This window comes from Trabulsiella odontotermitis (assembly GCF_001188485.1).
Lineage (GTDB): Bacteria > Pseudomonadota > Gammaproteobacteria > Enterobacterales > Enterobacteriaceae > Trabulsiella > Trabulsiella odontotermitis_A.
In genome coordinates this window covers 1-13,038 of record NZ_JNGH01000006.1, presented here as the reverse complement: position 1 = coordinate 13,038, position 13,038 = coordinate 1, and the positions used below count along the sequence as shown (strand labels likewise).

Genomic DNA, 13,038 nt, shown 5'->3' with positions numbered 1-13,038 from the left:
GACGCATGTGGTTGCTAGATCAGTGGGCGGAACGCCATATCCTGGATGCCCAAAAAAGCGGCGAGTTTGATAATTTACCCGGTACGGGTGAACCGCTGCTGCTCGAAGATGACTCCCATATTCCTGAAGCGCTTCGTGCAGGTTACCGCCTGCTGAAAAATGCGGGCTGCTTACCGCCGGAACTTGTCCAGCGCAAAGAGGCGGTAGAATTGATGGATCTGTTAAACGGCATCCGTCAGGACGATCCCCGCTATCAGGAACTGAGCCGCCGACTGACGTTGCTGGAGCTAAAATTACGCCAGGCGGGGTTGAATACGGATTTTCTGCGCGGGGAATATGCAGACAGATTACTACAGAAAATGAACAAGGGTTGAACATGTACCGTATCGGTGAACTGGCGAAATTAGCGGATGTAACCCCGGATACCATTCGCTATTACGAAAAACAGCAGATGATGGACCATGACGTTCGTACTGAAGGCGGTTTTCGTCTCTATTCCGACAACGATCTGCAGCGTCTGCGCTTTATCCGTTATGCACGGCAACTGGGGTTTACGCTGGAGTCGATCCGCGAACTGCTGTCGATCCGTATCGATCCCGAGCATCACACCTGCCAGGAGTCCAAAGGGATTGTCCAGGCACGGTTAAGTGAAGTCGAAGAGAGGATAGAAGAACTGCAGACCATGCGCCGCTCGTTGCAGCGTCTGAACGATGCCTGTTGCGGAACAGCTCACAGCAGCGTCTACTGTTCGATTCTTGAAGCGCTGGAACAAGGCGCAAGCACGCCGCGTGCTGCCCGTTGATCTTTTTTGATACCGGGATTACACTCCCGCCGTCAAAACACACAAACTGGAGAAATTATGAGCCGCTATCAGCACAAGAAGGGGCAAATTAAGGATAACGCCATTGAGGCTTTACTTCATGACCCGCTGTTTCGCCAGCGCGTTGAGAAAAATAAGAAAGGGAAAGGCAGTTATTTACGCAAAGATAAGCACGATAAACGAGGTAACTGGGAGGCCAGTGGCAAGAAAGCAAAACGCTTTTTTACCACTGGTCTTCTGGCTTTTACGCGTCAGATCATGAACGGTTATTTTGTTCTTTCAGCAGATCGCGAATTTCAGAAAGCAGGACTTCTTCTTTAGACGGTGCCGGCGCCTCCTTCGGCTCCGCTTCATTGCGACGAAGTTTATTTATCAGCTTAATTGCCATAAAAATCGCAAATGCAACGATGATAAAGTCGAAGATATTTTGAATGAATACACCATAGTTCATCACTACTGCAGGAATATCCCCCGCAGCCGGGCGTAGTGTCCAGGCAAATTGCTTGAAATCAATCCCGCCAATTAACAGCCCCAGTGGCGGCATAATAATATCGGCAACCAGTGACGATACGATTTTACCGAATGCGGCACCAATAATGACACCCACGGCTAAATCGACAACATTCCCGCGCATCGCGAATTCGCGAAACTCTTTTAATAAGCTCATTTTTTTCTCCATGTGCCAGCTGACGTTTATAAGTTTAACAAATGTTTAGTCATTTTCCATTACACCCGGCGAATCAAAGAAATTGATTAGTCCTTAAATAATAAAGGGTTAATTAAGAAAGCGCCCCTGAGAGCGCTTTGAAGAACGTTAGAGGAAGAAGGGGCTTGGCTGGAAAAGTCGTTCAACATCAGTAATAAACTTTTTATCCGTCAGGAACATAATCACATGGTCGCCCTGTTCAATGCGAAGATTATCATTAGCGATCATGACATCATTTCCGCGAACTACGGCACCAATAATCGTTCCCGGTGGCAATTTAATTTCATCAATAACCCTGCCGACCACTCTGGATGTCGTTTCATCACCGTGTGCAACGGCTTCGATAGCTTCGGCAACGCCCCGGCGCAATGAAGAGACGCCGACAATATCGGCTTTACGCACGTGGCTCAGCAAGGCGGAAATTGTCGCCTGCTGAGGCGAAATGGCGATATCAATAACGCTACCCTGCACGAGATCGACATAAGCGCGGCGCTGGATCAGCACCATTACTTTTTTCGCCCCCATGCGTTTTGCCAGCATAGCCGACATGATATTCGCTTCGTCGTCGTTGGTCACTGCGATGAAGAGATCGACCTGATCGATATGCTCTTCTGTAAGCAGTTCCTGATCCGACGCATCGCCGAAGAAGACGATCGTATTTTGCAGCTTCTCTGCCAGTTCTGCCGCCCGCTGCTGATCGCGCTCGATTAGCTTAACGCTGTAGTCTTTTTCCAGACGTTGGGCCAGCCCCGCACCGATATTCCCGCCCCCCACGAGCATAATGCGTTTATAGGGTTTTTCCAGACGCTGCAACTCGCTCATCACCGCGCGAATATGCTGCGAGGCGGCGATGAAAAAGACTTCGTCACCTGCTTCAACGATGGTTGAGCCCTGAGGGCGAATCGGCCTGTCATGGCGGAAAATCGCCGCCACACGGGTATCGATATGCGGCATATGCTCGCGCATGGTGGAGAGCGCGTTACCAACCAGTGGACCGCCGTAGTAGGCATTAACCACCGCAAGGCTTACTTTACCTTCGGCAAAGTTCACTACCTGCAGTGCGCCGGGATACTCGATCAAACGGTAGATACTGTCGATAACCAACTGTTCCGGAGCGATCAAATGGTCGATGGGTACTGCTTCAGAGTGAAACAGTTTATCGGCGTCACGAACGTAATCCGGCGCACGAATACGCGCAATACGATTTGGCGTGTTAAACAGGGAATAGGCGACCTGGCAGGCTACCATATTGGTTTCGTCTGAACTGGTGACTGCAACGAGCATATCCGCATCATCAGCGCCTGCTTCGCGCAGCACGCGAGGGTGCGAACCGTGCCCCTGCACGACGCGCAGATCGAATTTATCCTGCAGGGTGCGCAGGCGCTCGCCATTAATGTCGACAACGGTAATGTCGTTATTCTCGCCCACCAGGTTTTCCGCCAGCGTGCCGCCAACCTGACCCGCACCGAGTATGATAATTTTCATCTGTCGCGATCCGTTATCCGATCATTTCTTGATTAGCTTAGCGTAAAAGAAGCCATCACCTTCTTCCGCAGCAGGCAGGTTTTGCTTGCCCGGCTGCTCTGGCGTTCCTGTGTCGCGCAATACCGCATCCGGCGTACGCTCAAGGAATGCACAAACCTGCTCGCTGTTCTCTTCCGGCAGAACGGAACAGGTGGCGTAAACCAGCGTTCCACCAGGCTTCAGGTGCGGCCACACGGCATCGAGAATTTCGCGTTGCAGCGCGGCGAGTTCAGGAATGTCGCGATCGCGACGCAGCCATTTGATGTCCGGATGGCGACGAATCACGCCGGTGGCAGAGCAGGGCGCATCCAGCAGGATACGATCAAACTGCATATCGTCACACCACTGCGCGGGAAAACGACCATCACCCTGTTTTACCTGCGCTTTCATCCCCAGGCGTTTCAGATTGTCATATACACGGGACAGACGTTTTTCATCCACATCGACAGCCATCACCTCAGCACCCGGTGCCGCTTCGAGAATATGCGTTGTTTTACCGCCCGGCGCGGCGCAGAGATCGAGGATCTGCTCGCCATTCTCTGGTGCCAGGAAGGTCATGCAGCCCTGTGCGGAAGCGTCCTGTACCGTCACCCAGCCCTGCTCAAACCCCGGTAGAGCATGAACAGGCAACGGTGATTCCAGCCGGACGGCGTCAGGATNCCCCCCCCAGCCACATCGGCGGTCGTTGGTTATTCGCCTCAACAATGGCTTCCCACTGCTGCGGATAGGCTTTCTGCAACCGTTTCAGCAGCCAGGAAGGATGAAGCGAACGGCTTTCGCTTTTGGCAAACGCCTCAAGTAACGCCTCCTGCTGGCGCTGAAACTGGCGCAGCACGCCGTTAATCAGCCCTTTCAGTTGCGGACGCTTTATGACCACAGCGCCTTCAACGGTCTCGGCCAGCGCGGCATGCGGAGGAATTCGGGTGTAAAGCAGCTGATAGAAACCAACCATGATCAGGTAATGGATGGTGCGCTGTTTACCGGTCATCGGGCGCGACATCAGCTTATTGATGAGCCATTCCAGTTGGGAAAGGGTGCGCAGAACGCCAAAGCAAAGCTCCTGAAGCAGTGCTCTATCTTTGTCAGACACTTTTTGCTGGAGCGGCGGGAGCACGTTACTGAGCGATTGTCCGTTTTCGACCACCTGCTCCACGGCCTGGGCCGCGAGGCTGCGTAAATTAGTATTTTTTTTCATAACCGCAAAAATAAAAACGCCCGGCAGCACCGGGCTTAAGACGTTTCACCCTCAGGCGAGACGATGACCGGGAATAAACCACTCCCGGCGGGAATTTAACAGATCCTGCACGTTCATCGCTTTCTTGCCAGCAGGCTGCAGCGACTGCAGGTTCAGAATACCGTCGCCGGTAGCCACCTGAACGCCGTTTTTATTGGCATCAAGGATGGTGCCTGGTTCGGCATTCGCGGGCGTATTAATCACCGACGCCTGCCAGACCTTCACCGGCTGATCGTTAATGATGATATAGCTCATCGGCCAGGGATTGAATGCACGAATATTACGTTCAAGCTGGGCGGCGGAAAGCGTCCAGTCGACGCGGGCCTCTTCTTTACTGAGTTTCTCAGCATAGGTGACCAGCGATTCATCCTGCACTTCGGGTTTTGCCGTACCGTGCGCCAGTTGATTCAACGTGAGCAGCAAACCTTCAGGACCCATCCCGGCCAGCTTGTCGTACAGTGACGCGCTGGTATCTTCAGGCGTGATGGGGCAGGCGAGCTTACACAGCATATCGCCGGTATCCAGACCTACATCCATCTGCATGATGGTTACGCCGGTTTCAGCATCACCGGCCCACAGCGAGCGTTGGATTGGGGCGGCGCCACGCCAGCGCGGCAGCAGCGAACCATGTACGTTGATACAGCCCAGACGCGGCATCTCCAGCACGGCTTTCGGCAGTATCAGGCCATAAGCCACTACCACCATGACGTCGGCGTTGAGATCGGCAACGAGCTGCTGGTTTTCCTGTGGGCGAAGCGAGACGGGCTGGAAAACCGGCAGGCCTTTTTCTTCGGCAAGCACTTTTACCGGGCTCGGCATCAGTTTTTTGCCGCGGCCTGCAGGGCGATCGGGTTGGGTGAACACACCAACAATCTGATGCTCAGACGACAACAGCGCGTCAAGATGACGCGCTGCAAAGTCAGGGGTGCCCGCAAAAATAATACGTAGTGAATCTGACACGTTGATTCTTGTCCTTAAGCTCGCGCGTTCAGGCGGTCGAGTTTTTCAACTTTCTGGCGAATACGCTGTTGCTTCAGCGGCGACAGGTAGTCGATAAACAGCTTACCGACCAGGTGATCCATTTCATGCTGAATACAGATCGCCAGCAGGCCATCGGCTTCCAGTTCATACGGTTTGCCTTCACGGTCCAGCGCACGGATTTTCACTTTCTCAGCGCGCGATACCAGAGCGCGTTGCTCCGGAATAGAAAGACAACCTTCTTCGATACCGGTTTCACCGCTTTTTTCCAGCAGCTCCGGGTTGATCAGGACCAGGCGTTCGTCGCGGTTTTCGGAAACATCAATCACGATGATGCGCTGATGGATATCCACCTGCGTTGCCGCCAGACCGATACCTTCTTCAGCGTACATCGTCTCGAACATATCATCGACGATACGCTGAATTTCTGCATTGACTTCTTTGACCGGCGTAGCGACTTTGCGAAGGCGCTCGTCCGGAATATGTAACACTTGCAAAACTGCCATAAATTTCCAGAGTCGTGTTCAGGAGTTGAAAAGATAATTACCACTATTCTAGACAAAACCCCACCTGATTGACAGCATCACTGACCAATCGCAAGGATTGCCGAAGCCGCTTGTGGCAGGGAGAAGAGATGACATCAACAGAAACTGGGCTGCGTCTGATGGCGGTAGCGGGAATATACGGTGACGCCATGCTCGATGCGTTTCGGGCGCTCAAAACGTCTCCTTCTATCGAGACGAGTGATTTAACGCAGGCAGGCCTTTCCGTCAGACAAGCGTCGCAGTTTCTTGCTGTTTCGGATGCCGAACTGGAAACTTCGCTGCAATGGCTTGAGCACCCGGACCATCATTTGATTACCGCAGACAATGATGTCTACCCTGAGGCGCTGCGCGCTATTGTGGATTATCCCGCGCTGCTGTTTGTCGCAGGGGATCCCGCTCTGCTTCGTTCTCCGCAACTGGCAGTGGTGGGGAGCCGGGCGCACTCCTGGTACGGCGAACGCTGGGGAAGCTATTTCTGCGAAGCGCTGGCGAAACACGGTTTGACTATTACCAGCGGGCTGGCGCTGGGCATTGACGGCGTAGCTCACCGTGCAGCGCTGAAAGCCGAAGGGAAAACTATCGCCGTGCTGGGGCATGGGCTTTCGTTAATTCATCCCCGGCGTCATCTTCAACTGGCAAAGCAAATTCTGGAAACGGGCGGCGCGCTGGTTTCTGAGTTTCCGCTGATGACAAAGCCGCTGGCGCATCACTTTCCACGTCGAAACCGGGTAATCAGCGGTCTCAGCCAGGGAGTATTCGTTGTCGAGGCGGCGCTGAAAAGCGGTTCCCTGGTGACTGCCCGATGTGCGCTCGAACAGGGCAGAGAAGTGTTTGCATTACCCGGCCCGGTAGGGCACCCCGGAACGGAAGGCCCGCACTGGCTCATTCGACAGGGCGCGATTCTCGTGAACTCACCCGAGGAAATTCTGGAAAATTTGCAATATGGTTTCCATTGGTTGCCAGATGACGCTGAAAAAACAAATTATTCACCGGATCATCAGAGTGTGGCATTGCCATTTCCTGAGCTCCTGGCTAACGTAGGAGATGAGGTAACACCTGTTGACGTCGTCGCTGAACGTGCCGGCCAACCTGTGCCAGTAACGGTGGCTCAGCTACTCGAACTGGAGTTAGCAGGGTGGATCGCAGCTGTACCCGGCGGCTATGTCCGTTTAAGGAGGGCATGCCATGTTCGACGTACTAATGTATTTGTTTGAGACTTACATCCATAACGAAGCTGAAATGCGCGTGGATCAGGACAAACTAACGCGGGATCTTACCGACGCGGGTTTTGATCGTGAGGATATTTATAACGCGCTGTTGTGGCTTGAAAAGCTCGCTGACTATCAGGAAGGCCTCGCCGAACCGATGCAGCTCGCTTCTGACCCACTCTCCGTTCGTATCTATACGGAAGAAGAGTGTCAACGGCTGGATGCCAGTTGCCGGGGATTCTTGTTATTCCTGGAGCAGATTCAGGTGCTAAACCTCGAAACGCGTGAAATGGTGATTGAACGCGTCATGGCGCTGGATGCCGCAGAGTTCGATCTGGAAGACCTGAAATGGGTCATTCTGATGGTGCTGTTTAACATCCCGGGTTGTGAAAACGCGTATCAACAAATGGAAGAATTACTCTTCGAAGTGAATGAAGGTATGCTGCATTAATCATTTGTGCAGCATCAAGAGTTGTTATGGCCAAATCAGCACTGTTTACGGTGCGTAAAAACGAGCCCTGCCCGCAGTGCGGGGCTGAACTGGTTATCCGATCCGGGAAGCACGGCCCGTTTCTCGGTTGCTCTCATTATCCGGAATGCGATTACGTCCGTCCCCTGAAAAGTCAGGCGGACGGGCATATCGTTAAAGTTCTGGAGGGGCAGTTGTGTCCTGCCTGTGGTGCTGAACTGGTGTTGCGCCAGGGGCGTTTTGGCATGTTTATTGGGTGCAGCCGATACCCGGAGTGTGAACATACTGAAGTGATCGACAAGCCCGATGAAACCGCAATCCGCTGCCCACAATGCCATCAGGGGCATCTCGTCCAGCGCCGCTCGCGCTACGGTAAAACCTTTCATTCCTGCGATCGCTACCCGGAATGTCAGTTCGTCATCAATTTCAAACCTGTTGCGGGTGAGTGTCCTGAGTGTCATTACCCGCTGCTCATCGAAAAGAAAACCGCACAGGGCGTGAAGCGTTTCTGTGCCAGTAAACAATGTGGAAAGCCGGTAACGGCGGAACAAATCAGTGAATAATTACCTGCCATCAGACACCGTGACCAAAGCCGTTGCGGTGTTAAATAATGAAAACGTCATCGCCTATCCCACAGAAGCTGTTTTTGGTGTCGGTTGCGACCCGGACAGCGAAACTGCGGTGATGAAACTGCTGGATCTCAAACAACGTCCGGTTGAAAAAGGCCTGATTCTGATCGCCGCCGATTTTGAACAGCTCAAACCTTATATCGACGATTCCCGGCTGACGGACGAACAACGCGACGCCGTCTTCGCCTGCTGGCCTGGTCCTGTGACCTTTGTTTTCCCTGCGCGAGCCACAACGCCGCGCTGGCTGACGGGGCGTTTCGACTCGCTGGCGGTACGTGTTACCGATCACCCTTTGGTGATCGAGCTCTGCCGCGCTTACGGTAAACCGCTGGTCTCCACCAGTGCTAATCTGACCGGGCTTCCGCCATGCCGTACTACTGAAGAGGTTCGCGCGCAGTTTGGGGATGATTTCCCGGTTGTGGACGGCCTCACCGGCGGGCGCCTGAATCCTTCGGAAATTCGGGATGCGTTAACGGGCGAACTTTTTCGCCAGGGGTAATCTATGGAAACCTACGCTGTCTTTGGTAATCCGATCGCGCACAGTAAATCGCCGTTTATTCATCAGCAGTTTGCAAAACAGCTCCGGATCGAACACCCGTACGGGCGCGTGCTGGCGCCCGTGGATGATTTCATCACTACGCTGAACGCCTTTTTCGCCGCAGGCGGTCAGGGCGCTAACGTGACTGTTCCTTTCAAGGAAGAGGCGTTCGCCAGAGCGGATGAACTCACGGAGCGTGCAGCGCTGGCTGGTGCGGTGAATACACTTAAGCGTCTGGAAGACGGACGCTTATTGGGCGATAACACCGACGGTATTGGTTTACTGAGTGATCTGGAACGTCTCGATCTTATCAAGCCAGGTTTTCGCATTTTGCTGATTGGCGCGGGCGGCGCGGCGCGAGGGGTATTGCTGCCGCTGCTGTCACTGAACTGCGCGGTCACGATCGCGAACCGGACGTTTTCCCGCGCTCAGGAACTGGCGCAGCTTTTTGCCCATACCGGCAGCGTCAATGCAGTCGACATTGACCGTCTCGACGGGCTGGAGTTTGATCTCATCATCAATGCCACCTCGAGCGGTATTGGCGGCGAGGTGCCGGCGATTCCCTCCTCCCTCATTAATGCGCATGTGCGTTGCTACGACATGTTTTACCAGAAAGGAAATACCCCTTTTTTACGCTGGTGCGAGCAGCATGGCGCGAAGATGTGTGCTGATGGGCTGGGGATGCTGGTGGCTCAGGCGGCGCATGCGGTATTGCTCTGGCACGGCGTACTGCCGGAAACCACGCCGGTGATTGAGGCCCTTTCCCGGGAACTGCAGGCGTGAATCAGGCGATTCAGTTTCCTGACAGAGAATTCTGGGACGAAGAACTCAGCGCGGTTGTCTTTCCGGCGCTGGTGAATGGCATGCAGCTAATCTGTGCCATTAAAGGGGAAGCGCTGGCGCACCGCTTTGGTGGCGGTACGCCAGAAACGTGGCTGGCTGGTTTTCGCGAACACCGTTGGGATCTGGAAGAAGAAGCCGAACAGGCGATTCGAGAAGAACAGGAAGACGGTCAGGGCTGGTTCTGGCTCTCCTGACGCAAATAGTCATCCTTCCATTTCACGTAGTTGTTCGCAGAATAGCGCAGCCCCGCAATTTCCGCTTCCGTCAGGGGGCGGATCTGCTTCACCGGGCTGCCTAAATAGAGATAGCCGCTTTCCAGGCGCTTGTTTTGTGGCACGAGGCTCCCGGCGCCAATCATTACATCATCCTCAACAATCACCCCATCAAGGAGAATCGATCCCATTCCCACCAGCACACGATTGCCAATCGTACAACCGTGCAGCATCACTTTATGCCCCACGGTGACATCCTCTCCCACAATCAGCGGGTTACCTTCTGGATTATACGAAGACTTATGGGTGACATGGAGCACGCTCCCGTCCTGGATGTTGCTGCGGGATCCGATGGATACGTAATTAACGTCGCCGCGAATGGCAACCAGCGGCCAGATGCTGACGTCATCGGCTAAACGCACGTCACCGATCACCACGCTAGTGGCATCAATCATCACGTTTTGGCCGAGTTTGGGAAAAGTATCCTTATAAGGACGAAGCTTTGCAGACATGATTACCTCTGTTTGATCACGTATCGCTGCATTATCGACCATCAGCCAGGCTTTCACACCGCAAAAAAGCAGCAGATCGTACAGGATCGCCGCAGAAAGCCCGAAAAATCAGCAGTCAGAAAAAAAGATCCAAAAAACGCTTGTGCAAAAAAATGGGATCCCTATAATGCGCCTCCGTTGAGACGACAACGTGAATCACTTCACGAGCGAGTCGGAACGGCTGAAGAGAGCATAAAGATGCGGCGGGTACCAAAACGGTCTGCCAGCCAGCCGCTGACCGGGATCAGCATCGCCACCGTCAGGGTGTAGCTGATGATGGCGGACTGCATTGCCAGCGGGGAACGGTTCAGGCTGTGTGCAATAGCGGGGAGCGCAGTGTTAAGAATAGTAGCGTCCAGTGCCTGCATAAAAAACGCCATTGCCGCAATCCACGGCAATCCGGCCATACTGTGCGCTTTCTTCGTCATTCGGTGTCCTTTACTGTTGCGGAGTATTCAGTAGCGTCTGGCATGCCAGCAGCGCGCGCTGCCCGTCACCGTCCTGAATGGCGTCCACGATAGCCTGGTGGAGATCGAGCTTCACCACTTCATTTTGAGTAATCGACGTAAAGTAGGTGTGATAGACCGAATGGAACAGCGAAGCGAACGACGTAAGGAAAGGATTCGCGCTCATTTCATAGATATGTTCGTGCCAGGCCATATCGACGTCGATCCAGCGATCGCGGTTGAACTGTTTCTTCAGTTGAACCATTTCGTCCATCAATGTGTTGAGTTCTGCTTTCTGTTCCGCGGTACCTTGCGTCGCGGCCAGGAAACAGGCCTGCGGCTCCAGGCTGCTGCGCATTACGAGGAAATGCGTCACCACAGCTTCAAAATTGTCTTCGGTAAGCCACCAGGCAAGCAGCTCTTTATCAAGGAAGTTCCAGTGGCTTTGCGGCATCACGCGCGTGCCGATGCGCGGGCGAGGAAGAACCATGCCTTTCGCGGTCAGCGTTTTAACGGCTTCACGGACGGCGGTTCGGCTGACGCCGAAGAGATCGCCCAGTTCCATTTCGCCAGGGAGGATGCTGCCTGGGGCGTACTCACCGGTTAAAATTTTCTGCGCCAGTTTTTCTGCTAATACCCAGGAGATATTCTTCTGAGCTGCCAACTGCTGAGCACTTAAAGACATACATGCCGTTCCTTTATCGTTTTTTCACTATTTAGTATGCCATTCGATGAGAAAATTCGGTGGTTAAAACAGCAGATAGTGCATTTTATGGCAATTCACGGCCTGTATTGGTGAAAAAAAGCGCGAACGAAAACTTTTTTTAAATTTCCTCTTGTCACCTCAGAATTACTCCCTATAATGCGCCTCCACTGACACGGCACAACGGCGTAAACACCGGCCTGTCAGGTGAAGTTAAACAAAATAAGATGTTGACTTCACGGAGGGAAAGCGTAATATACGCCACCTCGCGACAGTGCGCTGTAAGCCGCGTCGCAACTGCTCTTTAACAATTTATCAGACAATCTGTGTGGGCACTCGGAGTGACATGGATTCTTAACGTCGAAAGACGAAAAATGAATACCAAGTCTCAAAGAGTGAACACGTAATTCATTACGAAGTTTAATTCTGTGAGCATCAAACTTAAATTGAAGAGTTTGATCATGGCTCAGATTGAACGCTGGCGGCAGGCCTAACACATGCAAGTCGAGCGGTAACAGAAAGTAGCTTGCTACTTTGCTGAAATTGAAGAGTTTGATCATGGCTCAGATTGAACGCTGGCGGCAGGCCTAACACATGCAAGTCGAGCGGCAGCGGGGGAAAGCTTGCTTTCCCGCCGGCGAGCGGCGGACGGGTGAGTAATGTCTGGGAAACTGCCTGATGGAGGGGGATAACTACTGGAAACGGTAGCTAATACCGCATAACGTCTTCGGACCAAAGTGGGGGACCTTCGGGCCTCATGCCATCAGATGTGCCCAGATGGGATTAGCTAGTAGGTGGGGTAACGGCTCACCTAGGCGACGATCCCTAGCTGGTCTGAGAGGATGACCAGCCACACTGGAACTGAGACACGGTCCAGACTCCTACGGGAGGCAGCAGTGGGGAATATTGCACAATGGGCGCAAGCCTGATGCAGCCATGCCGCGTGTATGAAGAAGGCCTTCGGGTTGTAAAGTACTTTCAGCGGGGAGGAAGGGGAGATGGTTAATAACCATTTTCTGATGCAGCCATGCCGCGTGTATGAAGAAGGCCTTCGGGTTGTAAAGTACTTTCAGCGGGGAGGAAGGCAATACGGTTAATAACCGTGTTGATTGACGTTACCCGCAGAAGAAGCACCGGCTAACTCCGTGCCAGCAGCCGCGGTAATACGGAGGGTGCAAGCGTTAATCGGAATTACTGGGCGTAAAGCGCACGCAGGCGGTCTGTCAAGTCGGATGTGAAATCCCCGGGCTCAACCTGGGAACTGCATCCGAAACTGGCAGGCTTGAGTCTTGTAGAGGGGGGTAGAATTCCAGGTGTAGCGGTGAAATGCGTAGAGATCTGGAGGAATACCGGTGGCGAAGGCGGCCCCCTGGACAAAGACTGACGCTCAGGTGCGAAAGCGTGGGGAGCAAACAGGATTAGATACCCTGGTAGTCCACGCCGTAAACGATGTCGACTTGGAGGTTGTGCCCTTGAGGCGTGGCTTCCGGAGCTAACGCGTTAAGTCGACCGCCTGGGGAGTACGGCCGCAAGGTTAAAACTCAAATGAATTGACGGGGGCCCGCACAAGCGGTGGAGCATGTGGTTTAATTCGATGCAACGCGAAGAACCTTACCTGGTCTTGACATCCAC

15 protein-coding genes, 1 rRNA gene and 2 pseudogenes are annotated in these 13,038 nt (G+C 53.4%); 10 read left to right on the top strand and 8 right to left on the bottom strand.

Annotated elements, in window-relative coordinates; all coding sequences use genetic code 11:
- Positions 1-5: 5 nt before the first annotated feature.
- Genes GM30_RS00120 through GM30_RS00110 form a run of 3 tightly spaced genes read left to right on the top strand, consistent with a single transcriptional unit; the run spans position 6 to position 1,141 of the window.
- A complete protein-coding gene (locus GM30_RS00120) occupies positions 6-374 on the top strand; it encodes a DnaJ family domain-containing protein (protein WP_049847025.1) in 369 nt (122 codons plus the stop codon).
- Positions 375-376: 2 nt separating this feature from the next.
- Entirely contained in the window at positions 377-802 is a 426-nt protein-coding gene (gene zntR, locus GM30_RS00115; RefSeq protein ID WP_049847024.1) for a Zn(2+)-responsive transcriptional regulator, read from the top strand.
- A gap of 57 nt (positions 803-859) precedes the next feature.
- Positions 860-1,141, top strand: coding sequence for an alternative ribosome-rescue factor A (locus GM30_RS00110; RefSeq protein WP_049847023.1), 282 nt, complete (start codon positions 860-862; stop codon positions 1,139-1,141).
- Here the strand turns inward: GM30_RS00110 and mscL are convergent.
- From mscL to def, 5 genes and pseudogenes are all read right to left on the bottom strand, one after another.
- A complete protein-coding gene (gene mscL, locus GM30_RS00105; RefSeq protein WP_049847022.1) occupies positions 1,077-1,487 on the bottom strand; it encodes a large-conductance mechanosensitive channel protein MscL in 411 nt (136 codons plus the stop codon). The genes GM30_RS00110 and mscL overlap by 65 nt on opposite strands.
- 147 nt (positions 1,488-1,634) lie before the next feature.
- On the bottom strand, positions 1,635-3,011 hold the full coding sequence (trkA, locus tag GM30_RS00100) for a Trk system potassium transporter TrkA (RefSeq protein WP_049847021.1): 1,377 nt from the start codon (positions 3,009-3,011) through the stop codon (positions 1,635-1,637).
- A 21-nt stretch (positions 3,012-3,032) separates the two neighbouring features.
- Positions 3,033-4,245: pseudogene (gene rsmB / locus GM30_RS00095) on the bottom strand (16S rRNA (cytosine(967)-C(5))-methyltransferase RsmB).
- Positions 4,246-4,296: 51 nt separating this feature from the next.
- Positions 4,297-5,244, bottom strand: coding sequence for a methionyl-tRNA formyltransferase (gene fmt / locus GM30_RS00090; RefSeq protein WP_049847020.1), 948 nt, complete (start codon positions 5,242-5,244; stop codon positions 4,297-4,299).
- A gap of 14 nt (positions 5,245-5,258) precedes the next feature.
- Positions 5,259-5,768 carry a peptide deformylase gene (def, locus tag GM30_RS00085; protein ID WP_049847019.1) on the bottom strand — a complete coding sequence of 170 codons (510 nt, stop codon included), beginning with the start codon at positions 5,766-5,768 and terminating at the stop codon, positions 5,259-5,261.
- Positions 5,769-5,896: 128 nt separating this feature from the next.
- Between def and dprA the strand changes: the two genes are divergently transcribed.
- Genes dprA through GM30_RS00055 form a run of 6 tightly spaced genes read left to right on the top strand, consistent with a single transcriptional unit; the run spans position 5,897 to position 9,688 of the window.
- Entirely contained in the window at positions 5,897-7,021 is a 1,125-nt protein-coding gene (dprA, locus tag GM30_RS00080) for a DNA-protecting protein DprA (RefSeq protein ID WP_049847018.1), read from the top strand.
- The gene (smg, locus tag GM30_RS00075) at positions 6,993-7,466 is read left to right on the top strand and encodes a DUF494 family protein Smg (RefSeq protein ID WP_038158479.1); all 474 of its coding nucleotides are present in this window, start codon (positions 6,993-6,995) and stop codon (positions 7,464-7,466) included. Before dprA ends, smg begins: the two co-directional genes overlap by 29 nt.
- 26 nt (positions 7,467-7,492) lie before the next feature.
- Positions 7,493-8,047 (top strand): DNA topoisomerase family protein, encoded by a 555-nt coding sequence (locus tag GM30_RS00070; RefSeq protein ID WP_049847017.1) that lies wholly within the window; start codon positions 7,493-7,495, stop codon positions 8,045-8,047.
- Positions 8,040-8,612: an L-threonylcarbamoyladenylate synthase type 1 TsaC gene (tsaC, locus tag GM30_RS00065; RefSeq protein ID WP_049847016.1), complete on the top strand. Its 573-nt coding sequence runs from the start codon at positions 8,040-8,042 to the stop codon at positions 8,610-8,612. Before GM30_RS00070 ends, tsaC begins: the two co-directional genes overlap by 8 nt.
- A 3-nt stretch (positions 8,613-8,615) precedes the next feature.
- Complete coding sequence (gene aroE, locus GM30_RS00060) at positions 8,616-9,434, top strand: shikimate dehydrogenase (protein ID WP_049847015.1); 819 nt, start codon at positions 8,616-8,618, stop codon at positions 9,432-9,434.
- Entirely contained in the window at positions 9,431-9,688 is a 258-nt protein-coding gene (locus GM30_RS00055; protein WP_049847014.1) for a DUF1488 family protein, read from the top strand. Before aroE ends, GM30_RS00055 begins: the two co-directional genes overlap by 4 nt.
- On the opposite strand, the gene GM30_RS00050 is transcribed toward GM30_RS00055, so the two are convergent.
- The 3 genes and pseudogenes from GM30_RS00050 to GM30_RS00040 all read right to left on the bottom strand — a co-directional run bounded on the left by GM30_RS00050 (position 9,664) and on the right by GM30_RS00040 (position 11,388).
- A complete protein-coding gene (locus GM30_RS00050) occupies positions 9,664-10,218 on the bottom strand; it encodes a gamma carbonic anhydrase family protein (RefSeq protein WP_049847087.1) in 555 nt (184 codons plus the stop codon). The genes GM30_RS00055 and GM30_RS00050 overlap by 25 nt on opposite strands.
- Before the next feature lie 209 nt (positions 10,219-10,427).
- Positions 10,428-10,685: pseudogene (locus tag GM30_RS00045) on the bottom strand (MFS transporter); the annotation flags it as partial.
- 10 nt (positions 10,686-10,695) lie between these two features.
- Positions 10,696-11,388 (bottom strand): FadR/GntR family transcriptional regulator, encoded by a 693-nt coding sequence (locus tag GM30_RS00040; protein WP_049847012.1) that lies wholly within the window; start codon positions 11,386-11,388, stop codon positions 10,696-10,698.
- Between the two features lie 558 nt (positions 11,389-11,946).
- On the opposite strand from GM30_RS00040, the gene GM30_RS00035 reads away from it, so the two are divergent.
- Positions 11,947-13,038, top strand: a 16S ribosomal RNA gene (locus tag GM30_RS00035); the annotation flags it as partial.